Consider the following 21,663-nt stretch of genomic DNA (forward strand, 5'->3'; position numbering starts at 1 on the left):
GAACTGCAATATTTGCGACACTGCCATGGCGTGAACCGACTTATAGGCGCAAAAACATCAAAATAATAATGAAGATTTCACATGGAGATCTTCGGTTTGGTGATTTTGTTCTATTTTTGTTCTCATTTGTGTGGCATGTAGGGGGCCATGCAGAGCCAAGACCGAACCAAGATCAGAATCCATACGGCCCGGGCTGCGCTAAGCAACCAAGCTGGGCGTTTTGACCTGTCGTGCGAGACGATTGAAGATGGCTGGGTTTCCGAGCCGGACGCATCCCGTGTTGCGACTGAGATTCGTCAGGAGGCGGCCCGGACCATCATCAGTTACAACCGATCGCCGGATTTGCCCTTTGACCGGTCTCTCAATCCATACCGGGGGTGTGAACACGGGTGCATCTATTGTTTTGCGCGCCCGACCCATGCCTATCTCGGGCTGTCTGCCGGATTGGATTTTGAGACCAAACTGGTGGCGCGGCCGAATGCGCCAGAGCTGCTGCGTCAGGAGCTGCGGGCCGGCAAGTACCGGGTGGCTCCCTTGGCCATTGGCACCAATACAGATCCCTACCAGCCGATCGAGAAGCAGCAATTGGTCATGCGCCGCTGCTTGCAGGTGCTGAGCGAATTTAACCATCCCGTAGCGGTGATCACCAAGGGGGCGTTGATTGAACGGGATATCGATATTCTGGCGCCAATGGCGGCCAGGGGGCTGGTCCGGGTAGGGGTTTCGGTGACGACACTGGATCCTGATCTTTCCCGCCGGATGGAACCTCGGGTGCCAACCCCAACCCGGCGGCTGGCGACCATCCGGCGGCTCAGCGAGGCCGGAATACCGGTGCGGATCATGGTGGCCCCGGTGGTGCCGGGGCTGACGGATCACGAGATCGAAGCGCTGTTGGCTGCGGGCTCCGAGGCTGGCGCCGATGCGGCCAGCTGGATCATGCTGCGGCTGCCGCGTGAGGTATCGGAGCTGTGGCAACAATGGCTGGCGGAGCATGAGCCGGGACGGGCCGCCAAAGTGATGGCTCGGCTGCGAGAGATGCATGGGGGGCGGGATTATGATCCGCGTTGGGGGCAACGTATGCGCGGCGAGGGAGAATATGCCCGGATGATCGGACATAGGTTCAAGACTGCATGCAGAAAGCTGGGGTTGCAGGAGAAAACGGCAGAGCTGCGGTGTGATTTGTTTTCCAGCCCGGCCCAAGTTGGCGATCAACTGTCGTTCTTCTAACGCCTGTCGCGGTGGCTTTGGGGCGGCCGTGGGGCGCTGTTATTGGTGGCGGCATTGACGCGCAAACTGCGCCGCCAGAGCAATGTCACCGCAGCCCTATATCGCTGCGATGACATTTGCTGTTAGCTTTTGCGGCGTCCGCGGCGCTCGCGTACGGGGGCGACGTCGTCACCGGTGCCGTCGCCGGCCGAGGAAAACGGGCCAAGGGCATCGACAATTTTCTCCAGCGTCGGGCGCGCTGCGCGCGGTTGCGTATCCAGCGCCTCGCGCATGGCACGCAGGTGGTCGGGCAGGGTGCCACAGCAGCCACCAATGATCTTGGCACCGCTGTCACGGGCCATGACCGCATATTCGCCCATCAGTGCAGGCGTGCCATCATAGTGAATGTGGCCATCAACATATTTGGGAATACCCGCGTTCCCTTTTGAGATGATCGCACGTTCGGTTCCCTGAGCGGCAAAGCCCAGGACGGTGCGCAGAATATCCGAGGCGCCGGTGCCGCAGTTGGCGCCAAAGGCCAGCGGCTTATTGTCGATGTGTTCGACCAGATCAGCCAGCGCGGATGAGGTCACGCCCATCATGGTGCGACCGGCGGTGTCAAAGCTCATGGTGCCGCACCAGGGCATGTCGGCCAGGGCAAAGGCCTCGGCTGCGGCCCGGAATTCTTCGGGGGCTGAGATGGTTTCCAGCCACAAAACGTCAACACCGCCAGCTTTCAGACCTTCGGCCTGTTCGTGAAACATTTCAACCGCCAGGGCATGGCTCAGTTCGCCGACCGGCTGCATGATCTCACCTGTTGGGCCGACCGAGCCGGCCACGGCAATCTGACGGGCGGATTTGTCGGCAACTTCGCGGCCCAGCTCGGCGCCGATCCGGTTCAGTTCAAACACCCGATCCTGGGCGTTATGCAGTTTCAGCCGCGCGGTGGTGCCGCCAAAGGTATTGGTCAGGAACAGGTCGCTGCCTGCGTCAACCGCACCTTGATAGAGCGCTTTGATCTTGGCGGGCTTGTCCACGTTCCACAATTCTGGTGCATCACCCGCTTGCAGGCCCATGTTGAACAGGGTGGTGCCGGTGGCGCCATCGGCGAGCAGTACATCTTTGCTGTTGAGCAAATCAATAAAGGTATTGGTCATGTCTGGTATCCTGTGAACGCTGGGGCAAGACCCCGAACCGCATCGGTGGTTCAATTATCTTTGATGTCCTGTGTCACGCAGCTGCCGACAAGGCAAATTCATTTTGCTCATCTTCATTATGAGGCGCCGGTTTTCACCACCCCGGGGCCGGAGCGATTGGCAGCGACGCGCCGACCTTTGGCGGATCAAAGCTCGGGCTGGGAGGAGGGGGCAAGCGTTTGGCCAGTGAGACACGGAATTGCAGAGTCCGTTGCCGACTTTGGGCGTGGTGCCATCCGCCTTTTGGGCGGTGACCGCGGGTTTCGCAACGAACTGGCAGGGCTAGCTGGCTTCTGACAGGATTTGCTGTTGCGCAGCGGGCAACAGGGCCGCGCGTTTTTGCCGGATCTCATCCGAGGTCACATGTCCCTGAAGATCGGCCGTTACTTTGCGCACCACATCCTCATGGTCGGCGTCCTCGACACTGGCGGTGACCAGGGCGTTGGCATAGGTTTCGGCGGCAACGCCGGATTTCCCCATTTTTTCGGCAGCCCAAAGGCCCAGCATTTTGTTGCATCGCGCCTGCGCTTTGAACTGCATCTCTTCGTCGCGGGCAAATTTTGCCTCAAACGCTTGTTCACGTTCATCAAATGTAGTCATGCGGCTTCGCCTTATTTAAGAGTGAAATCCTATAGTTCTGATACTAGCCCCGCAACGCATCGGTACAAGGGTGCGCGGGTCGCTTGCGGCACTGGCGGGCTTGCTCTATGAGGGCGGCATATCCGGGATTCACTCATCCTCACCAGGCTTACCTGAAAGGCTGTCCATGGCGCGTCGCAAAAAAATATACGAAGGCAAGGCCAAAACTCTGTATGAAGGCCCCGAGCCGGGAACTCTGGTGCAGTATTTCAAAGACGATGCCACTGCTTTCAACGCCGAGAAAAAAGCCACTATCGAAGGCAAGGGCGTTCTGAACAACCTGCTCAGCGAATATTTCATGGTCGGGCTGGGGCAAATCGGCGTTCCAACCCATTTTATCAAACGTTTGAATATGCGTGAGCAGTTGATCCGCTCTTGTGAGATTGTGCCGCTGGAAGTGATCGTGCGCAATTATGCCGCTGGCAGCCTGTCAAAACGGCTGGGCATCGACGAAGGCACCCAGTTGCCGCGTCCGATTGTCGAGTTCTGTTACAAGGATGACGCCCTGGGCGATCCTTTGGTCAGCGAAGAGCATATTGCGGCCTTTGGCTGGGCCAGTCAGCAGGATATGGATGATATCCTGAGCATGACCCTGCGGGTCAATGATTTCATGTCCGGTGTGATGCTGGCTGTTGGCATTCGCCTGATCGATTTCAAGATTGAGTTCGGCCGGGTTTATGAGGGTGACTTTCAGCGCTTGGTTGTGGCTGATGAAATCAGCCCTGACAGCTGCCGTTTGTGGGACATCGAGACCGGTCGGAAGCTCGACAAGGATGTGTTCCGCCGTGATCTTGGCAGCCTGACGGATGCCTATTCGGAAGTGGCGCGGCGATTGGGTTTGATGCCGAACACGCCGCCCAAATCCGGCAAGCCGACACTGGTCAACTAACGTCCAGCCCTCGGACTGGGGGTTGGAATATGAGTATTTTTGGCAAAAAGAAGCTCTTGGGCTTTGCCACTGCAACCGAGGAATGACGCGATGAAGGCACGTGTGCATGTGATGCTGAAAGAGGGAGTTCTGGATCCGCAGGGGGAGGCCGTGCGCCATGCCCTGGGGGCGATGGGCTTTGACAAGGTGACCGGCGTGCGTCAGGGCAAGGTGATTGATCTGACCCTGGCTGCGGACTCGAGCGAGGCAGATGTGACGGACATGTGTGAAAAGCTGCTGGCCAATACGGTGATCGAATCCTACAGCATCGAGTTGCTGTGATGAAGGCGGCGGTTGTTGTGTTCCCCGGCTCGAACTGCGATCGCGATCTGGCGGTTGCCTTTGAGCGCGCCGGTTTTGAGGTGGCGATGGTCTGGCACAAGGAGAGCGCGCTTCCCGCAGGGGTAGATATCGTTGGTGTGCCGGGTGGGTTTTCCTATGGCGACTATCTGCGCTGTGGCGCGATTGCGGCGCAGTCTCCGATTTGCAAGGCCGTGGTGGAACATGCAAATCGCGGTGGCTATGTGATCGGCATCTGCAACGGTTTTCAGGTGTTAACTGAGACCGGTGTTCTGCCCGGTGCATTGCTGCGCAATGCGGGGCTGAAATATATCTGCCGCAGCGTTGATTTGAAGGTCACAACTGCCGACAGCGTCTTCACCGAAGGCTATTGTGCCGGGGATGTGATCAGCGTGCCCATTGCCCATCATGACGGCAATTACTTTGCCGATGCGGAAACCATTGCGAAGCTGCAGGGCGAGGATCGGATTGCCTTTACCTATTGCGATAACCCCAATGGCGCGATGGCCGATATCGCGGGTATCTTGTCGCAGAACCGCCGGGTTCTGGGGATGATGCCGCACCCTGAACGGGCCGCAGATGCAGCCCACGGTGGCACCGATGGGGTGGCAGTGTTCCGCGCATTGGCGGGTATCGTTGCTACGGCGTGACTTGTGATGCCGGGGCGGTCAGCGTAGATTTGCGTCATGACTGCCCCAGATACTCTTCCCCAAAAATCTGACACCAGCCCTCCCTCCCAGACATTTTCCTGGAAAGTGCGGCTGGCCTTGGCGTTGTTGCTGATGGTGGTGGCGGTCACGGTGTGGCAAACCAACCGGTTGCTGTCCAACCGGTTCACCCAGGCCACCCGGAACCGGGCCGAATTACGGCTGGCCCTTTACTCTGGCAACCTGTTGAGCGAACTGCGCCAGAATGCGATTGTGCCGCAGCTCTTGGCGCGGGATCAGACCTTGATTTCAGCGCTGCAGTCCAATGATTTCTCTTTATCCACCCAGCGGCTGATCTCGTTTGTCGATGAAATCGGCGCCGCGTCGCTCATGCTGTTGTCGCAAGACGGGCGCACCGTGGCGGCAACGGATCGGCTCCGTCTGGGGGAGCTTCACCGCAGCGCACCCTATTTTGTCGATGCGGTGCGGGCCAATACCACGGTGTTTTCGGTGATCGAGCGAGAGGCCGGCGGCTACCGGTTTACCTATGCACGGCGTCTGGAGGATTCCTCAGAAGTGTTGGGGGTGATTGTTGTCGAGGTGGACTTGCAGAAGTTCGAGCGCGCCTGGGCGGGGATTTCGGATGCGGTCATGGTCAGCGACAGCTTGGGCACCATTGTTCTGGCGACGGAATCACGTTGGCGCGGATTGAGCGAAGAGGATGCGCTGACGCTGCAGACACCGCAGGGGGCGATTCAGCGGGCGATCCGGGCGACGACAGATTGGACTGTATTGCCCGCAGATGCCTATCTTCAGGGTGAGGCGGTGATGCGGATTACCAACCGTATTCAATTCCGCGGCTGGCGGATGACCTCTTATACCACCTATGCCTCTATCCGGGAGCGGGTGAATGCCGTTTTGGCACTGGAAATAATGGGGTTTGCGATATTCCTGGCACTGGGATTTTATACGCTGAGCCGACGAAGCGCGCTGCGTATGGTGTTGTTTCAGCGCGAGTCGGCAGAGCTTCGTGTGTTGAACACCCGTTTGCAGCGGGAAGTTGCCGAACGTGAAAGAGTGCAGCAAACCCTTGCGGTGGCCGAGCAAAGCCTGGCGCAGAGCTCGAAACTGGCGGCACTTGGGGAAATGTCGGCGGCTGTCAGCCACGAATTAAATCAACCTTTGGCGGCGATGAAAACCTATTTGGCCGGGGCGCGATTGCTGCTGGGCCGTAATCGTCCTGACGAGGCTTTGGTCTCCTTTGGGCGGATTGATGATCTGATTGAGCGGATGGGGGCCATTACCCGGCAGTTGAAATCTTATGCGCGCAAGGGTAGCGATACGTTTGTCCCGGTCAACTTGGGGGATGCGCTGGCCTCTAGCTTGTCGATGATGGAGCCACAGTTGCGTCAGCGCCATGTCAGGATTGCCCGCGTGTTGCCGGATAGCCCGGTCTATGTGATGGGCGACCAGATGCGTATCGAACAGGTGATGGTGAACCTCTTGCGAAACGCGTTGGACGCCACCAAGTCAGTGGTAGACCCTGAGATCGAAATCATTCTCGCTGGCGGGGAAACTGCTATCCTGGCAGTGCGCGACAACGGAGCGGGGATCGAAGACTTTGGCGAGTTGTTTGAGCCCTTTTATACCACCAAGCTGCCAGGAGACGGGGTTGGGCTTGGGCTTGCCATCTCGTCCGGGATCGTCAACGACCTTGGCGGACGGCTGACCGCCCGCAATGGCGAGAACGGCGGCGCGGTGTTTGAAATGCAATTGCCGATCCTGGTGGACGGGGTCGAAGCCGCTGAATAGACGCGGCGAGTTTGAGGAGGATAGATTATGGCCCAGGCCATGAAGATCGCGATTGTCGACGACGAGCAGGATATGCGCCAGTCGATCAGCCAGTGGCTGGCCTTGTCAGGCTATGACACAGAAACATTTGCCAGCGCCGAAGAGGCGCTAAAGGTGCTGAGCGCCGATTACCCCGGCATTGTGATTTCCGATATCAAAATGCCGGGCATGGACGGGATGCAATTCCTGAAGAAATTGATGGGCAGCGACAGCGCCCTGCCAGTGATCATGATCACCGGTCACGGCGATGTGCCGATGGCGGTGGAGGCGATGCGGGTCGGGGCCTTTGATTTCCTTGAGAAACCGTTCAACCCGGACCGAATGTCAGAGCTTGCCAAACGAGCGACCGGGGCCCGGCGTCTGGTGCTCGACAACCGGGTGCTGCGCCGTGAACTGTCGGATGGCACCCAGATCATGAAAAAGCTGATCGGCGCCAGTCCGGTGATGGATCGGTTGAAAGAGGATATTCTGGACCTTGGCCAGGCCGACGGTCACGTGATGATCGACGGGGAAACGGGCACTGGTAAAACTTTGGTGGCGCATGCTTTGCACGCTGTTGGCAGCCGGGCCGGTAAGAAGTTTGTATTGGTCAGCTGTGCGGCGCTGGAAGAGGAGGCGCTGTCCAGACGGTTGTTTGGACCGATGATGCCGGAAGATTCGCTGTTACCGGCCATCGAAGAGGCGCGCGGTGGCACATTGGTATTGGAAGATATTGATGCGCTGACCGAGCCCTTGCAGGGCAAGTTGCTCAGCGTGATCAATGAGCAGGGCACCCCAGGCGAAACCCGCATCGTTGCGATCTCAAACCTGCAAGAGGCGGGTAAGACCTGTGAGGATGCCTTGCGACCGGATTTGTTTTATCGTCTGGCCGCATTGCGTATCACGGTGCCGCCGTTGCGGCAGCGCGGCGAGGACATTCTGACCCTGTTTATGCGGCTCTCTGAACAGTTTTCCGAGGAATACGGCTGTGAGGCCCCCAAGGTCTCGGCGCAAGAAGCGGCGCAATTGCTGCAGGCGCCCTGGCCGGGCAATGTGCGCCAGTTGATCAATATTGCCGAACGGGCGGTGTTGCAGGCGCGGCGCGGCTCTGGGACCATTGCCTCGCTCCTGATGTCCGATCACGAGGAAATGCAACCGGTGATGACAACCGAGGGCAAGCCGCTGAAGGAATACGTAGAAGCCTTTGAGCGGATGTTGATCGACAATACAATGCGCCGCCACAAGGGCTCGATCGCATCGGTGATGGAAGAGCTCTGCCTGCCGCGCCGGACTTTGAATGAAAAAATGGCCAAATATGGTTTGCAACGGTCCGACTATCTCTGAGGCGAGCTGTCCACAGGGCGACTGACAAGGTGCGGGTCTCGCTGACAGCACCGAAACACGGGCGTACAAGCGAAGAAATTCGCTTGTTTTTTACCCTTTGGCTGAATTGATCGCCAAATTGTGTAATTTCCCGGGGGCTTTGACAGATGTCCATTGTCATTACCTATCCACAGGCAGTATGCTGCTGGGAAGTGACTACCACCAATATGGGGTGAGTCACTTCAAATGAGTTTCGCTGTTTTCCGTCTTTGTCCGGTATGATCCGAGAAGGCGAGAACAGACCGATTGGCCCCGGGGATCCGGGGTAGTTTAGCGCCTGCGCTGGAATGTTTTCAGGGCAGGAAGAAATGGGCAGGGATCGGGATAGTCCCACCTGTCGGAGAAGAACCGCGATGACGCGCGCGCAGGCACAGAGCTTAGAGACAGGACCGCCGGGAACACTTTCCGCGACCATGTTCTGTCGCGCACCGTCAGATATCGCCCTGACAAGACATCACCCAAAACGCGCAGCCCCCCCCGGAAACGGCCGGAGCGTGCGCGCGCAGGCATGGTGCACTAAGGAAACATGGCAAAGAAGATGCTTATTGATGCCACCCACGCCGAGGAAACTCGGGTTGTGGTGGTCGACGGAAACAAGGTTGAGGAGTTCGACTTTGAATCCGAGAACAAACGCCAGCTTGCTGGCAATATCTATCTGGCAAAAGTAACCCGGGTCGAACCCTCTCTGCAGGCAGCCTTTGTTGAATATGGCGGCAATCGTCATGGCTTTCTGGCGTTTTCGGAAATTCACCCCGATTACTACCAGATCCCGGTCGCCGACCGGCAAGCTCTGATGGAAGAAGAGCGCGTCTATGCCGAGGCAATGCGCGCCAAGGACGACGAGGAAGACAGCAAGCCTGCCAAACCGCGCCGGTCACGGTCGCGAAGCCGTACCAAGGCTGAAGACGTAGCCTCCAAGGATGCGGTTGAGACCAAAGAAGTCGAAATCCCCCAGACCGAAATTTCCGGTATGGAAACCATTGATCTCAGCGATGAGGCCGACACCGGTTCGGCTGATGTGCTTGGTGTGTCCGAAGGCAGCTCTCCGATGGAGACCGTGGCAGAGACCCCGGTTGAAGAACCTGTTCAGGAGCAATCCGAACCACAGGTCGAAGCCGCTGAAGGTGCCGTTGACGCGGTGGCTGAAGATGCTGCGCCTGTTGCTGAAGCTACAGTGACCGAAGATGAGACCACCTCGGAGCAACCTGTAGTGCAGGATGCGGCTGCGGAGACATCCGTGGCAGAGGATGACGCGACCGAAGCAAAAGAGCCGGGCGACGATGAGCCGGATGCCGACGACAACCGTGCGGACGCCATCTCAAAAGACAGCACAATCGAATCGGTTGCGGATGAAGACGACAGCGAGGACATCCGTCCGCGCCGCAAGCCACGTCCACGCCGCTACAAGATTCAGGAAGTTATCAAAGTTCGCCAGGTTCTGCTGGTTCAGGTCGTCAAAGAAGAGCGTGGCAACAAGGGCGCTGCTCTGACCACATATCTGTCGCTGGCAGGTCGCTACTGCGTGCTGATGCCCAACACCGCCCGCGGTGGTGGTATCTCGCGCAAGATCACCAATGTTGTTGACCGTAAAAAACTGAAAGAGATCGCCAACGAAATCGACGTGCCGTCAGGTGCGGGCCTTATTGTGCGCACCGCTGGTGCCAAACGCACCAAGGCTGAGATCAAGCGCGATTATGAATACCTGCAACGGCTGTGGGAACAGATCCGCGAGCTGACGCTGAAATCAATTGCGCCCGCCAAGATCTATGAAGAAGGCGATCTGATCAAACGCTCGATCCGCGATCTTTATAACCGCGAAATCGACGAGGTGTTTGTTGAGGGTGAGCGCGGCTATCGCATCGCCAAAGACTTCATGAAGATGATCATGCCGTCGCACGCCAAGAACGTGAAACGCTATAATGAAACCCTGCCGCTGTTCGCCCGTTATCAGGTCGAAAGCTATCTGGGGGGCATGTTCAACCCGACCGTTCAGCTGAAATCCGGTGGCTATATCGTGATTGATGTCACCGAGGCCCTGGTGGCCATCGACGTCAACTCGGGCCGCGCCACCAAAGAAGGCTCGATCGAGGACACCGCCACCAAGACCAACCTGGAGGCCGCCGAAGAGGTGGCCCGCCAGTTGCGACTGCGGGACCTTGCTGGCCTGATCGTCATTGATTTCATCGACATGGACGAGCGCAAGAACAACGCCGCCGTTGAGAAAAAGATCAAGGACAAGCTGAAAACCGACCGCGCCCGTATTCAGATTGGTCGCATTTCGGGCTTTGGCCTGATGGAGATGAGCCGCCAGCGTCTGCGCCCCGGCATGCTCGAAGCCACCACTCAGCCGTGCCCCTCGTGTCACGGCACTGGTCTGATCCGCTCCGACGATAATATGGCGCTGACCATTCTGCGCCAGATCGAGGAAGAGGGCACCCGCAACCGCTCACGCGAAGTCCTGGTGCGCTGCCCGGTCAGCATTGCCAACTTCCTGATGAACCAAAAGCGCGAGCATATCGCCCAGATCGAAGCCCGCTATGGTATGTCGGTTCGCATCGAAGGGGATCCGCATCTGATCAGCCCTGACTTCACATTGGAAAAGTTCAAGACAGCCACCCGTGCGGTGTCGGTCGCGACGGCTCCGGTGGTATCGGTTGATACATCGCTGATGGATCAAGTGGATGCTGACGAGGCTGAAGCCATTGAAGATGAAGAAGAAGAGGTGGTTGTCGAGATCACTGAAGTCTCTACTGAAGCGGCTGAAACATCGGATGAATCTGAGACCAAGCCCAAGCGCAAGCGGCGTCGTCGCCGGCGTCGGTCGGGCAAATCTGATGACGCCGAAAACGGCTCTGAAGATGGCTCGGATGACAGTGCTGAAGCCGCTGTTGCTGCTGAAACCGTCTCCGAAGCAGACGGTGCTGTCTCGGGCGAGGTGACAGCTGATGGCGAACAGCCAGCCGAAGACGAGAAAAAGCCAAAGCGGACTCGCACCCGGTCGCGGTCACGGTCGCGCGGCAACAAGTCCAAGGTTGAAGCTGCCGAAGGTGAAGCCACTCCGTCGACTGACGCTCCGGCCGAGGTTGCTGTCGTGGACGAACCCGCTGCAGCTGAACAGCCAGCGACTGAAGCTGAGCCTACGCCAGTAGTTGCAGAACCAGTGGCAGAAGCTGCACCAGAGGTTTCTGTTGAAACCGCTGTTGCCGACGTCACTGAAGCAGCACCCGCTGAGCAGCCCGAGGCTGCGGTGGAAACGACTGAGCCTGAGACGGTTGCGGTTGCCACACCCGAGGTGGCTGCAGAACCTGTGGCCGTTGCTGAGGTGGTCGCCGAACCCGTGCCAGAGACCGCACCGGAGGTGATAGAGACTGCACCGGAGGTGATTGAGACTGCACCGGAGGTGATTGAGACTGCTGCACCGGAAACGGCTGAGGCAGACACAATTGTCGAAGCCGCACCCGAACCGGCTGTGGCAGAACCGGAGCTGGTTGCCGCTGAAGAGGTCGCTCCTGAGCCGGAGCAGCCGCCCAAGCCAAAGCGCCGCGGCTGGTGGTCGCTGGGCAACTAAAGCAAGTTTGAAACGCCGGGGGAAACCCCGGCGTTTTCATTTGTCGGCCATCGAGTTGGGGTGACTGTTTTTGTTGAGACACTGTTAGGTTGTTTCGCGTGCGAAACATTATCAGGCGATTTCGGAAGAACCGCCATATGTCCGGAGCCGATATGTCACCAGCTTATTTTTAGATTAATGGATAGGTGCAGAGGCCGCGCTTGGGGCTCAGCCGCCCTTGCGGACCAGATAGATCTGATGGCCGTCAGCCTCGGTTATCTGCAGCAGTGTGTGGCCGCTCTCATTGCAGAAATGCGGCACGTCGATCACCGCTGCGGGATCGTCTGCCAGCAGCTGCAGAAGCGCCCCCTGTTGTAGGGGTTTCAGCCGCTTGCGCAGTTTAAGGACCGGCAGCGGGCACAACAGGCCAATGGCATCCAGTATTTCACTAATATCGCTCATAACAGTCAGATATGACGGAAAATTCATCCTGTCCACAGGGATGTGACCAGCTGTCCTCGTGACCTTTGAAATCAGGTGGGGTAAGGCAGTTATATGTTTGGTATTGAAATCATCGATGCAGGCCTAATCCCTGCTATGCTCGTCGCGCTGATCGCCGGTTTGATCAGCTTCCTTTCCCCCTGTGTGTTGCCCATCGTGCCACCCTATCTGGCCTATATGAGCGGCGTTTCAATAGGAGATATGCAAAACCCCGGTGCGGCCCGCCGCAAGGCGATACTGGCCGCGTTATTTTTTATCATGGGCCTATCAACTGTGTTCCTGTTGCTGGGCTTTACCGCGTCGATTTTCGGCGCCTTTGTCCTGCAAAACCAAGAGCTCTTCGCGCAGGTCTCGGGCTTGGTGGTGATCATCTTCGGGCTGCATTTCCTGTCGGTCTTCCGTATTCCGATTCTGGATCGTGAGATGCGAATGGAGGCGGGGCAGTCCGGTGGATCAGCGATTGGCGCCTATGTACTGGGCCTTGCCTTTGCCTTTGGCTGGACGCCCTGTATTGGCCCGCAACTGGGGGCAATTTTGTCGCTGGCAGCGTCTGAGGCCTCGGTTGCCCGGGGAACCATTTTGCTGGGTATTTATGCGCTTGGCCTTGGCGTTCCCTTCCTGCTTGCTGCCATATTCCTCAGCCGTTCGATGGTGCTGATGAACAAGATGAAACGCCACATGGGTTTGATTGAAAAACTGATGGGTGGGTTGCTTTTGCTGGTGGGGGTGATGCTGGTGACCGGGTTGTTCTCAACCTTTTCCTGGTGGCTGCTGGAAGCCTTTCCGGCTTTAGCCCTTCTTGGTTAGATAAAGGGGGCCGGATGGCCCCTTTTACTTTATATGCAGGGTCTTACTCTTGCCGGAATGACCCGCTAGGTTACGGTAAACACATTTTAAGGGCAGGGCATTGGGTCGGGTCGCGAACAGTCTACAGCGTACAGAGGTGCATCGGCGCCGGGTGTTTTACATCCCCGGCTACGACCCTATTCCGCCGCGCCGCTACCGCGAGCTCTATCGTAAAGAGGCGGCGGCACAGGCTGAAATTTCCGGCTATGAGATTGCCCTGAGCGCCAAAGCTTCGAAATCAGGTCCCTACGGGTGGCAGGTGCAATCCGCTATCGACAAGGCCAAAACGGCCACCGATGTTGAGGTGCTGGTGTGGTCTGATATCGTCCGCGACAGCATGGAGAGCTCGATCCTGGCGACCTACCTGCAAATGGTGCGAACGGCCTGGATCTATATATCAACAGGAACATTGCGCCGCTTGATGCGATTGCGAAAAGGTCCTGTTATTGCGGCGCTATATCCGATTGGCATGTTGCTGGTACAGGCGCTGTTGGCGGCTCTTGTGACCTGGGGTGTGGGCCGGGCGGTGATTGCATTGGCCGAGCATTTCCTGCTCTTTGGAGCCTTTGTTGGGATGGCTGGCCTCGGTCTCGGGCTGTTGGCCGGGATGGTATTGATGCGCTGGTTCAAGAAAATGGATGGCAAGTTTTTTGCCTATTACCTGATGCATGATTACGCCTATTCAGCCTCCTCCAGGGGGGCGTATTCGTCTGCTTTGGAAGGCCGGATGGCAGAGTTCACGACACTGATACGGGATGCTCTGGCGGATGATACGATGGACGAGGTCCTGGTGGTTGGACATTCCTCGGGGGCGCATATTGCGGTGTCGGTGCTGTCTGACCTGATCCGTGGCGGGCTGGCGGACAATCATCCGCCGCTGAGTTTCCTGAGCCTGGGGCAGGTGGTGCCAATGGTCTCTTTTCTACCAAAGGCCTACCGGCTGCGTGCGGATCTGAAATTCCTGTCGCAGAGCGATGAACTGGCCTGGGTTGATGTCACCGCACCCAGCGATGGCTGTGCCTTTGCGCTCTGTGACCCGGTCAGCGTCAGTGGGCTGGCCTCGGCGGCGAAACGCTGGCCGCTGGTGTTTTCGGCGGCTTTCACCCAGACCTTAAGCCCGCAACGCTGGGCCGAGTTGCGCTGGCGGTTTTTTCGGCTGCATTTCCAGTATCTCTGCGCCTTTGATCGGCCAGGAGACTATGATTATTTTCAAATCACCGCCGGTCCGCTGACACTGCGGGAACGCTATCGGGAGCGGCAGCCGTCACGGTCGCGTATTGATGAAACAGTGTCCAAATATACCGCGGTGGCGCCGCTATGATGCCGCCCAAACCGCCGTCCCGACCGGGGAAAGTCTCGTTGTGGCGCTATCTCCGCCTGTTTCGCCAGGACATCCTGTCGGCGCAGCCCGCACGGCTGTATCACGCCTGGATGGCCGAGTTCCGCACGCCGTTCTTTCGCTCATTCCTGATCAACCAGCCTGACTTGGTGAAAGAGGTGCTTAAAAACCGCCCCGATGATTTTCCCAAATCCAATCGTATTGCCGAAGGGTTGCGGCCATTGCTGGGGAATTCGGTCTTTCTGACCAACGGGGAGATCTGGAAGCGTCAGCGCCGGATCATTGATCCGGCCTTTGAAGGCGGGCGACTTAAGGATAGCTTTCCAGCCATGTGGGACGCGGCAGAGGCGGCGGTTGAACGGCTGCAAGGGCAGTTGGACAGGCCCATCGAGATCGAAGCCCAGACCAGCCACGTGGCCGCAGATGTAATATTTCGGGCGCTGTTTTCGATCCCCATCGAACATGAGGTCGCGGCTCAGGTGTTCACCCGGTTTCGGGATTACCAGCGCAGCCAACCAATCCTGAATTTGGCCGCCTTTATTCCAATGCCAGGCTGGATGCCGCGGTTCTTCAAGTCATCGACCAAACGGGATGCGGCGGAGATTCGCAGGCTGATCACTCAGTTGACCAATGATCGAATGCGGGCAATTGAGGCCGGCGATGCACCGGACGATTTGGCGACCAAAATCATGACCACCACTGATCCGGTAACAGGGCAGCAGTTCAACACCGAGGAAATGGTTGATCAGGTGGCGATTTTCTTTCTGGCCGGACACGAGACCAGCGCCTCGGCGCTGGCCTGGACCTTGTATTTGATGGCGCTTTACCCGGAGTGGCAGGATCGTGTGGCTGCCGAGGCGGCGGCCTTGGAGGAGCAGTCATTTGCGGTGATGTCGAAACTGCGGACCAGTCGGGATGTGTTCCGCGAGGCGCTGCGGCTGTATCCTCCGGTTCCGATGATGGTGCGTCAGGCAACCTGCCCTGAGCAGTTTCGTGACAGGGATGTGCCAGTGGGATCGCAACTTGTGGTCAGTCCCTGGCACCTTCACCGGCATGACCGGTTGTGGGACAACCCGGATGGATTTGATCCCGGCCGTTGGGCAACTGAGAACGGAAAAACCTGTCAACGCGAAGCCTTTATTCCGTTCTCAACCGGCACCCGGGTTTGCCCTGGTGCCGGGTTTGCCATGGTTGAGGGTCCATTGATCCTGTCGATGCTGCTGCGCGCCTATCGGGTAGAAGCTGTTGTCGGGCGCGAACCGGTGCCGGTGGCACATCTGACCGTCCGGTCGCGGGACGGCATCTGGTTAAAACTGCATCGGCGGTGATCGCACCCCGGAATTTTCAAAAATTCCGAGCCGTTTTCTTCGAAGAAAACGGTCAGGTGATCTGGCGTACCACCTCTTGGTTGCAGAAAATGACCATTTGACCGGCGTTCTCGACTGCGTGATAGCCGCGGCGTTTCAATTCAGCCTCGAAGGCGGCACGACCGACATACCGATCGATGTCATGCAGCTTGCGCCGAATGACCGCACCGTTTTGCGCTGCTTTGGAGCTGAACAAATGCATCATCCAGCATTCCGCAGAGAGAGGGGCAGGGACTGGCATGGGCTAAACCTGCGCTGTCAAAGTTAAGGTGAGGTTAACCGCCTCAGTACAAACAGCCGGATCGCTGAGGCCAGGCCGCAATCGGTGCCTCGGGATTCGTCGATTTCAGCGGCCAAAACGTTGATCGGACGATCACCGTCTTCGGCGATTTTGCGAAAGGCGGCCCAGAACTCGTCCTCAAGCGATACCGAGGTGCGATGTCCGCGCAGGGTCAGCGAATGTTTGCGGGGGCGGCTGTTCATGGTTCATTCTGGTGACCATCAAGGTCACGCTTGGCGTTTTCGAGTCTGCTGCGATCCAGCTGTTTCTCAGCCTTGTTGCGGCCAAACTTGACTGCATTCTGGTTGGCACGGGCCTTTTTCTCGGCCCGTGCCTGGTCTTTTCTGAACCGGTTCAGGTTGACCGGCTCTGCCATTACTTGGGGCCTACCATATTTTCCGGGCGCACCACCCGGTCAAAGGTTTCTTCATCGACAAAGCCCAGCTCAACCGCTTCGTGCTTGAGCGTGGTTTTGTTTTTATGTGCGGTCTTGGCGACCTTGGTGGCATTGTCATAGCCAATCTCGGGCGCCAGAGCCGTCACCAGCATCAGGCTTTCGCGCATCAGCGTTTCGATGCGATCCCGATCCGCCTGCAAGTCCACGACCAGATTATCGGTAAAGGTCGAGGCCGCATCGCCCAGCAGCTGCATGGACTGCAGCACGTTGTAGGCCATCATCGGCTTGTAGACGTTGAGCTCAAAATGCCCCTGGGAGCCGGCAAAACCGACAGCGGCATCATTGCCCAATACCTGTGCACAGACCTGCGTCAGCGCTTCGCATTGGGTTGGGTTGATCTTGCCCGGCATGATTGACGATCCGGGCTCGTTTTCCGGCAGGATCAATTCACCCAGACCGCAGCGCGGCCCAGAGCCAAGCAGGCGGATGTCGTTGGCGATCTTGAACAACGACACGGCGACGACTTTCAACGCCCCCGAAATTTCGACCATGGCGTCATGGGCGGCCAGAGCTTCGAACTTGTTGGGGGCGGTGACAAAAGGCAGGCCGGTGATCGCGGCCATATTGGCGGCGACTTTCTCGCCCCAGCCTTTGGGAGTGTTCAGACCGGTGCCAACAGCGGTGCCGCCCTGTGCCAGTTCATAGATTGAACCCAGCGCAGTTTTGACCCGTTTGATGCCCATCGCGATCTGGTGGGTGTAGCCGGAAAATTCCTGGCTCAGGGTCAGCGGGGTGGCATCCTGGGTGTGGGTGCGGCCAATTTTGATAATGCCCTCAAAGTCTTCGACTTTTTTGACCATTGCCGCGTGTAGTTTTTCCAGGCCGGGCAACAATATGTTATGGGCCATCTCAGCCGTTGCGATATGCATCGCAGTGGGGAAGGTGTCGTTGGAGGATTGACCCATGTTGCAGTGATCATTTGGGTGCACCGGCTGTTTGGAGCCGATCACCCCGCCGAGAATTTCAATCGCCCGGTTGGCAATGACCTCGTTGGAGTTCATGTTCGACTGGGTGCCAGAGCCTGTCTGCCAGACCACCAGCGGGAAATTGTCGTCGAACTTGCCGGCGTAGACCTCGGCTGCCGCCTGAATGATCGCATCGCCGCGTTCGGCGTCCAGTTTGCCAAGTTCGATATTGGCCTGGGCGCAGGCCTTTTTGATGACGCCAAGGGCGCGCACAATGGCGATGGGCTGACGTTCCCAACCAATCGGGAAATTGATGATCGAGCGCTGCGTCTGTGCGCCCCAATACTTGTCTGCGGGAACTTCGAGTGGGCCAAAGCTGTCGGTTTCTGTGCGGGTCTCGGACATCCATCATCTCCGTCTGGTATGCGATTGTATGCCGTGTACCCCGGGCGTCGCCGAGGCGCAATTGGCCAGTTGCACGCAGCATAGAGGATCACGTCCAGAGGTATAGAGGGTAGCGGAGCTCAATTTTTCTGCAAAGCATTGTCTGGCGGCCCGGGATGGCTACAGTAGGGGGGCAAGCTGGTGTTCGCCCCAAGGAGGTCCCGTGGTCTATTTCCGTATCCCGCAAGAGATTACTCGTAAAGTGTCGCTCGCACTCCCGGTGATCATGGCGGCTGTTGCCTTGTCCGGGCAAATCGCTTTTGCGGATATATCGCGTTTTGTCGGTGAGTATTCCGGGCGGGCAGAGGTCGAGACGCGGGCCGGGGACATCTCTCTTCGGGATATGAGCGTGGTCATCCGGGAGACCAAAATCGGCTATAGTGTGACCTGGACCTCTACCACAGAAAAAGATGACGGGCGGCGCAAGGTCAAATCCTACCAGATTGAGTTTCAACCAACGGAACGTGATGGTGTGTTTTCAGCGGCGATGAAACGCAATGTCTTTGGTCACACAGAACAATTGGACCCGATGAAGGGGGAACCCTATGTCTGGAGCCGGATTACCGGAGACACACTCACGGTTTTCTCGATGTTTGTGGCTCCGAATGGTGATTATGAGATGCAGCAGTATGACCGCTCCCTGATTGAGGGAGGGTTGCAGTTGAATTTCAACTCTCACCGCAACGGTATTCCAACCAGGTTTATTTCAACATTTCTGTCGCGCCAGTAAGGGCCGCAACCGGTCTTGCGACTGCGGCTTCGGCTGCGGGCAGGGATTGAACAAAACTACAGCTGTCGAAGGTTACTTTCGGAAGCTGTCCAGGGACACGACATCCGCATCTGGCTTGGAGTCTTCCTGGGGATCATCACCGGTTTCATCAACCGCTGCGGCTGCATCCCCATCGGCGTCTTCATCCGCAGATTCAAAGCGCAGGCCAAATTCGACCGATGGATCGACAAAGGTCTTGATCGCGTCATAGGGAATATACAACGGTTCCGGCGCGTCGCCGAAATTCAGTGTTATGGCAAAGCCATCCTTGCCAACATCCAGGTTATCAAACCAATGCTGCACCACCACGGTCATTTCGCCAGGATAGCGGTCAGACAACCAATCAGCCAATTCGGCATCCGGATGGTCGGTGTCGAAGGTGATAAAGAAATGGTGATTTCCAGGCAGCCCTTTGTCGGCAATATCCAGCAAAACGGTCCGGATCAGACCGCGCATAGCTGTATGCATAAGATTTCCGTAGTCGATGTCGCGGGACATATCATCACCCTTTTGGTCTGGTCCCAATCATAGGGGATTCGAACAGAAACAAAAGAGGAGCCGGATAGATTTTGTGAATATCCTACGGGCTGATGCCTTGTTGTTTCCCGATTGGGGGGCCGGTTATCCTGCCACCGGCAGCAGGCTGGTGGCGAGCCCAGCCAAAGTCATGAGCAGCAGGGTTAACACCATGCTGCCGCGGGTCAGCACGGTGGCGACTGCGCCTAGGCAAACCAGACCCAGCGCCACCGGATCCAAGCTGCTCTTGGCGGGCAGCGCCAGCGAAATCGGCCCGTATTCAAAACGATCTATCTTGGTGAACAGCACATGCAGGGCGAACCAGACCGACAGGTTCAGAATAACCCCCACCACAGCCGCCGTTATGGCTTTCAGGGCGGCGCCCAGCCGGGGGTGCGAGGAAATTTGCTCAACATAGGGTGCAGCCAGAAAAATCCATAGAAAACAGGGCATGAAAGTGGCCCAGAGCGCCACCAGGCCTGCCGCAAGCCCCAGCGCCGGGCCTTGGGCCTGTAGCCCGGCCAGCATGGCGACAAACTGGGTGACCAGGATCAGAGGCCCCGGTGTGGTCTCGGCAAGACCCAGGGCGTCGATCATTTGTTCGGTTGAGATCCAGTGATAATGTTCCACCACGGTTTGGGTCATATAGGCCAGTACCGCATAGGCGCCGCCAAAGGTGACGACAGCCAGTTTGGCAAAAAAACCATCCGATACTGGCCAGAAAAGTTGCGCCTGACAGGCTGAGGGCGATCAGCGGCAGCAGCCAAAGACCACCCCGGATCAGAAGCTGCCGCGCCGCCTGTGAAAGGTTCAAGGGTTGTGATGCCGCTTCGGCCTGGGCGCCACCGCCGCCGCGCAATAGCCCAAATAGGCCAGCTCCGAGCACGATCAGTGGAAAGGGCAGGTTCAGCGCAAATAAGCCAATAAATCCCAACCCGGCCAGTCCCCAGGCCTGGATGCCGTGGAGTGCTTTGGAGGCCAGTTTGCGCAGAGCCAGCAATACAATGATCACCACCGAGGCTTTGATCCCCAGAAATCCAGCCTGTACCAGCTCCAGCTCGCCATAGGCCGCGTAAAGCCCGACCAGAATGCCGATAATCAGGGCACCGGGTATCACAAACAGCAGCCCGGCCAGCAGCCCGGCCAGCAGCCCGCCGGCAACGCCGCGCAGCCGCCAGCCTGCATAGGTCGCCAGCTGCATCGCCTCGGGGCCGGGCAGCAGCATGCAAAACGACAGGGCGCGCAGAAATCCCGCCTCGCTTAACCAGGGGCGGTCTTCGACCAGTTCCCGGTGCATCACGGCAATCTGTGCTGCGGGGCCGCCAAAGCTGAGCAAGCCAATGCGTCCAAAAACGCGGAGCATGTCCCCCATCGAGGGGCGCATCAGTTGCTCACCGCTGGCCAGTCATTGGCCTCGGCAGGGGCGAACAGGCGCATCAGGGATGTCGGGTTGATTGTAGATAATGCAATCGCCACGGGGTATCCTTTCGGGCCCCCTTTCCGTCAACGGAGGTTTGGATGCGAGCCTTGGGTCTCAGCCTTACGGGGGTATATATCCCCATGGGGTCAACCAGTAACGCGGCGCTCACTGCTGTCAAGAGAGCAAGCTATTTCCATTTCATTGCTTGTCCCGTCAGTAAAATGGGTATGGCATCTGGCGGTATCTGGCCCAATTGCTCGAACAGGGAGATGTAGTTGAAGTGACTATGAGATTCGGCGATGATTTGTCCTTCAAAACGGATGAACATTTGCCCGGTCATCTGAATTTTTGCGCCATTGTCTGCCCGCTCGGCGTCGATCACGGCGCGCACAGCCAACCAGTCCTCTTGTTCCATTTGGTGACTAAAGGTGACCCGGATGTCGCTTAGAAGTTCGCGAATTGCAGTCACCAATTCGCAAATGTCCTCTCGTCGGAATGGGGCAATCAAAATGGCGCCGGTGGATGAGGACTCTGCGCCGTACATTTGGTCTACAACGCTCAGGTTTCCATTCGACCAAACTTCGTCGAACCAATACTGTAGGAATTCGGTCTTCGTCATGGTCATCGTCTCGCCTTCAATACTGAATTCGAATCTCTGCCGGAAGCATGAATATTAGGTGAATTTGGGACGCGCTATTTGTGGTTTTATCGAAGACTGACCGTAGGTTGGCGGCTGGCGTCAGCAATAGGCGCATCCCAGATAGGCGCATGGAATATGGAGGGGAGGGTAGTGCAGGTTTCTGTTGCCAGGTACCTGCGAACCCCGCCTTACGCTGCAAAGCGCAAGGACTTAAGTTTCGATTTCTCGAACTGCTTACGCAGCCAGAGCCATCGGAGCACGATTGTCATTTGCAATTGTACAGTTTTCGCCGGTAACGGTGGCAGACAGCCGAGACAAAGCTAACTCCTTTAGACGTCCGTCGATCCTATTTCGTCCCCATGATCCCCAAATGAAGGATGTTTGGTGGAGACGCCGGGTACCGCCCCCGGGTCCGATCCGCTTATTACGAGCGCATTTATGTCCATAGTCCCCGAGGGAACAATGCCAATATAGGGCGGTACGAGGTGAAGTTGAAGGGGTAA

Annotated in this window: 20 protein-coding genes, 1 other RNA gene and 1 pseudogene; 11 read left to right on the forward strand and 11 right to left on the reverse strand. The window is 57.6% G+C overall.

The window, feature by feature from the left end:
- Positions 1 to 147: 147 nt before the first annotated feature.
- Positions 148 to 1,227 carry a PA0069 family radical SAM protein gene (locus QPJ95_RS16305; RefSeq protein ID WP_270917165.1) on the forward strand — a complete coding sequence of 360 codons (1,080 nt, stop codon included), beginning with the start codon at positions 148 to 150 and terminating at the stop codon, positions 1,225 to 1,227.
- 122 nt (positions 1,228 to 1,349) lie between these two features.
- Here the strand turns inward: QPJ95_RS16305 and bmt are convergent, their stop codons facing one another.
- Positions 1,350 to 2,363, reverse strand: a complete 1,014-nt coding sequence (gene bmt, locus QPJ95_RS16310; RefSeq protein WP_270917166.1) for a betaine--homocysteine S-methyltransferase — start codon at positions 2,361 to 2,363, stop codon at positions 1,350 to 1,352.
- A gap of 321 nt (positions 2,364 to 2,684) precedes the next feature.
- Positions 2,685 to 3,002: a DUF1476 domain-containing protein gene (locus QPJ95_RS16315; protein WP_270917167.1), complete on the reverse strand. Its 318-nt coding sequence runs from the start codon at positions 3,000 to 3,002 to the stop codon at positions 2,685 to 2,687.
- Between the two features lie 166 nt (positions 3,003 to 3,168).
- On the opposite strand from QPJ95_RS16315, the gene purC reads away from it, so the two are divergent.
- From purC to QPJ95_RS16345, 6 genes are all read left to right on the forward strand, one after another.
- Positions 3,169 to 3,930: a phosphoribosylaminoimidazolesuccinocarboxamide synthase gene (gene purC / locus QPJ95_RS16320; protein WP_270917168.1), complete on the forward strand. Its 762-nt coding sequence runs from the start codon at positions 3,169 to 3,171 to the stop codon at positions 3,928 to 3,930.
- A 90-nt stretch (positions 3,931 to 4,020) separates the two neighbouring features.
- A complete protein-coding gene (gene purS / locus QPJ95_RS16325; protein WP_270917169.1) occupies positions 4,021 to 4,251 on the forward strand; it encodes a phosphoribosylformylglycinamidine synthase subunit PurS in 231 nt (76 codons plus the stop codon).
- Positions 4,251 to 4,919 carry a phosphoribosylformylglycinamidine synthase subunit PurQ gene (purQ, locus tag QPJ95_RS16330; RefSeq protein ID WP_270917170.1) on the forward strand — a complete coding sequence of 223 codons (669 nt, stop codon included), beginning with the start codon at positions 4,251 to 4,253 and terminating at the stop codon, positions 4,917 to 4,919. Before purS ends, purQ begins: the two co-directional genes overlap by 1 nt.
- A 36-nt stretch (positions 4,920 to 4,955) precedes the next feature.
- Positions 4,956 to 6,728, forward strand: a complete 1,773-nt coding sequence (locus QPJ95_RS16335; RefSeq protein ID WP_270917171.1) for a sensor histidine kinase — start codon at positions 4,956 to 4,958, stop codon at positions 6,726 to 6,728.
- A gap of 27 nt (positions 6,729 to 6,755) precedes the next feature.
- Positions 6,756 to 8,090, forward strand: coding sequence for a sigma-54-dependent transcriptional regulator (locus QPJ95_RS16340; RefSeq protein ID WP_270917172.1), 1,335 nt, complete (start codon positions 6,756 to 6,758; stop codon positions 8,088 to 8,090).
- A gap of 565 nt (positions 8,091 to 8,655) precedes the next feature.
- Entirely contained in the window at positions 8,656 to 11,697 is a 3,042-nt protein-coding gene (locus QPJ95_RS16345; protein ID WP_270917173.1) for an Rne/Rng family ribonuclease, read from the forward strand.
- 207 nt (positions 11,698 to 11,904) lie between these two features.
- Here the strand turns inward: QPJ95_RS16345 and QPJ95_RS16350 are convergent, their stop codons facing one another.
- On the reverse strand, positions 11,905 to 12,138 hold the full coding sequence (locus tag QPJ95_RS16350) for a sulfurtransferase TusA family protein (protein ID WP_270917174.1): 234 nt from the start codon (positions 12,136 to 12,138) through the stop codon (positions 11,905 to 11,907).
- A gap of 93 nt (positions 12,139 to 12,231) precedes the next feature.
- Here QPJ95_RS16350 and QPJ95_RS16355 point away from each other — a divergent pair, with 93 nt between their 5' ends.
- The 3 genes from QPJ95_RS16355 to QPJ95_RS16365 all read left to right on the forward strand — a co-directional run bounded on the left by QPJ95_RS16355 (position 12,232) and on the right by QPJ95_RS16365 (position 15,690).
- Positions 12,232 to 12,984 carry a cytochrome c biogenesis CcdA family protein gene (locus QPJ95_RS16355; protein ID WP_270917175.1) on the forward strand — a complete coding sequence of 251 codons (753 nt, stop codon included), beginning with the start codon at positions 12,232 to 12,234 and terminating at the stop codon, positions 12,982 to 12,984.
- A gap of 100 nt (positions 12,985 to 13,084) precedes the next feature.
- Positions 13,085 to 14,344 carry a hypothetical protein gene (locus tag QPJ95_RS16360; protein WP_270917176.1) on the forward strand — a complete coding sequence of 420 codons (1,260 nt, stop codon included), beginning with the start codon at positions 13,085 to 13,087 and terminating at the stop codon, positions 14,342 to 14,344.
- Positions 14,341 to 15,690 carry a cytochrome P450 gene (locus QPJ95_RS16365; RefSeq protein WP_270917177.1) on the forward strand — a complete coding sequence of 450 codons (1,350 nt, stop codon included), beginning with the start codon at positions 14,341 to 14,343 and terminating at the stop codon, positions 15,688 to 15,690. Before QPJ95_RS16360 ends, QPJ95_RS16365 begins: the two co-directional genes overlap by 4 nt.
- 52 nt (positions 15,691 to 15,742) lie before the next feature.
- On the opposite strand, the gene QPJ95_RS16370 is transcribed toward QPJ95_RS16365, so the two are convergent.
- Genes QPJ95_RS16370 through fumC form a run of 4 tightly spaced genes read right to left on the reverse strand, consistent with a single transcriptional unit; the run spans position 15,743 to position 17,776 of the window.
- Complete coding sequence (locus QPJ95_RS16370) at positions 15,743 to 15,934, reverse strand: hypothetical protein (protein WP_270917178.1); 192 nt, start codon at positions 15,932 to 15,934, stop codon at positions 15,743 to 15,745.
- 59 nt (positions 15,935 to 15,993) lie between these two features.
- Entirely contained in the window at positions 15,994 to 16,212 is a 219-nt protein-coding gene (locus tag QPJ95_RS16375; RefSeq protein ID WP_270917179.1) for a ribbon-helix-helix domain-containing protein, read from the reverse strand.
- Entirely contained in the window at positions 16,209 to 16,385 is a 177-nt protein-coding gene (locus QPJ95_RS16380) for a DUF4169 family protein (protein ID WP_270917180.1), read from the reverse strand. Before QPJ95_RS16380 ends, QPJ95_RS16375 begins: the two co-directional genes overlap by 4 nt.
- On the reverse strand, positions 16,385 to 17,776 hold the full coding sequence (gene fumC, locus QPJ95_RS16385) for a class II fumarate hydratase (protein ID WP_270917181.1): 1,392 nt from the start codon (positions 17,774 to 17,776) through the stop codon (positions 16,385 to 16,387). The genes QPJ95_RS16380 and fumC overlap by 1 nt, the downstream gene beginning before the upstream one ends.
- A gap of 265 nt (positions 17,777 to 18,041) precedes the next feature.
- Here fumC and QPJ95_RS16390 point away from each other — a divergent pair, with 265 nt between their 5' ends.
- Positions 18,042 to 18,545 carry a hypothetical protein gene (locus QPJ95_RS16390; protein WP_270917220.1) on the forward strand — a complete coding sequence of 168 codons (504 nt, stop codon included), beginning with the start codon at positions 18,042 to 18,044 and terminating at the stop codon, positions 18,543 to 18,545.
- A gap of 72 nt (positions 18,546 to 18,617) precedes the next feature.
- Here the strand turns inward: QPJ95_RS16390 and QPJ95_RS16395 are convergent, their stop codons facing one another.
- From QPJ95_RS16395 to ssrA, 4 genes and pseudogenes are all read right to left on the reverse strand, one after another.
- Complete coding sequence (locus tag QPJ95_RS16395; protein WP_270917182.1) at positions 18,618 to 19,082, reverse strand: SspB family protein; 465 nt, start codon at positions 19,080 to 19,082, stop codon at positions 18,618 to 18,620.
- Between the two features lie 123 nt (positions 19,083 to 19,205).
- A pseudogene (gene chrA / locus QPJ95_RS16400) lies at positions 19,206 to 20,484 on the reverse strand (chromate efflux transporter).
- A gap of 223 nt (positions 20,485 to 20,707) precedes the next feature.
- Positions 20,708 to 21,145, reverse strand: coding sequence for an ester cyclase (locus tag QPJ95_RS16405; protein ID WP_270917183.1), 438 nt, complete (start codon positions 21,143 to 21,145; stop codon positions 20,708 to 20,710).
- A 164-nt stretch (positions 21,146 to 21,309) separates the two neighbouring features.
- Positions 21,310 to 21,660, reverse strand: a transfer-messenger RNA (tmRNA) gene (ssrA, locus tag QPJ95_RS16410).
- Positions 21,661 to 21,663: the final 3 nt, after the last annotated feature.

Source organism: Parasedimentitalea psychrophila (assembly GCF_030285785.1).
Lineage (GTDB): Bacteria > Pseudomonadota > Alphaproteobacteria > Rhodobacterales > Rhodobacteraceae > Parasedimentitalea > Parasedimentitalea psychrophila.

Bases quoted from the DNA above. Each gene is read 5' to 3' on its own strand.
- QPJ95_RS16305 (WP_270917165.1), top strand. From the start codon at position 148: ATGCAGAGCCAAGACCGAACCAAGATCAGAATCCATACGGCCCGGGCT.
- bmt (WP_270917166.1), bottom strand. From the start codon at position 2,363: ATGACCAATACCTTTATTGATTTGCTCAACAGCAAAGATGTACTGCTC.
- QPJ95_RS16315 (WP_270917167.1), bottom strand. From the start codon at position 3,002: ATGACTACATTTGATGAACGTGAACAAGCGTTTGAGGCAAAATTTGCC.
- purC (WP_270917168.1), top strand. From the start codon at position 3,169: ATGGCGCGTCGCAAAAAAATATACGAAGGCAAGGCCAAAACTCTGTAT.
- purS (WP_270917169.1), top strand. From the start codon at position 4,021: ATGAAGGCACGTGTGCATGTGATGCTGAAAGAGGGAGTTCTGGATCCG.
- purQ (WP_270917170.1), top strand. From the start codon at position 4,251: ATGAAGGCGGCGGTTGTTGTGTTCCCCGGCTCGAACTGCGATCGCGAT.
- QPJ95_RS16335 (WP_270917171.1), top strand. From the start codon at position 4,956: ATGACTGCCCCAGATACTCTTCCCCAAAAATCTGACACCAGCCCTCCC.
- QPJ95_RS16340 (WP_270917172.1), top strand. From the start codon at position 6,756: ATGGCCCAGGCCATGAAGATCGCGATTGTCGACGACGAGCAGGATATG.
- QPJ95_RS16345 (WP_270917173.1), top strand. From the start codon at position 8,656: ATGGCAAAGAAGATGCTTATTGATGCCACCCACGCCGAGGAAACTCGG.
- QPJ95_RS16350 (WP_270917174.1), bottom strand. From the start codon at position 12,138: ATGAGCGATATTAGTGAAATACTGGATGCCATTGGCCTGTTGTGCCCG.
- QPJ95_RS16355 (WP_270917175.1), top strand. From the start codon at position 12,232: ATGTTTGGTATTGAAATCATCGATGCAGGCCTAATCCCTGCTATGCTC.
- QPJ95_RS16365 (WP_270917177.1), top strand. From the start codon at position 14,341: ATGATGCCGCCCAAACCGCCGTCCCGACCGGGGAAAGTCTCGTTGTGG.
- QPJ95_RS16370 (WP_270917178.1), bottom strand. From the start codon at position 15,934: ATGATGCATTTGTTCAGCTCCAAAGCAGCGCAAAACGGTGCGGTCATT.
- QPJ95_RS16375 (WP_270917179.1), bottom strand. From the start codon at position 16,212: ATGAACAGCCGCCCCCGCAAACATTCGCTGACCCTGCGCGGACATCGC.
- QPJ95_RS16380 (WP_270917180.1), bottom strand. From the start codon at position 16,385: ATGGCAGAGCCGGTCAACCTGAACCGGTTCAGAAAAGACCAGGCACGG.
- fumC (WP_270917181.1), bottom strand. From the start codon at position 17,776: ATGTCCGAGACCCGCACAGAAACCGACAGCTTTGGCCCACTCGAAGTT.
- QPJ95_RS16390 (WP_270917220.1), top strand. From the start codon at position 18,042: ATGGCGGCTGTTGCCTTGTCCGGGCAAATCGCTTTTGCGGATATATCG.
- QPJ95_RS16395 (WP_270917182.1), bottom strand. From the start codon at position 19,082: ATGTCCCGCGACATCGACTACGGAAATCTTATGCATACAGCTATGCGC.
- QPJ95_RS16405 (WP_270917183.1), bottom strand. From the start codon at position 21,145: ATGACCATGACGAAGACCGAATTCCTACAGTATTGGTTCGACGAAGTT.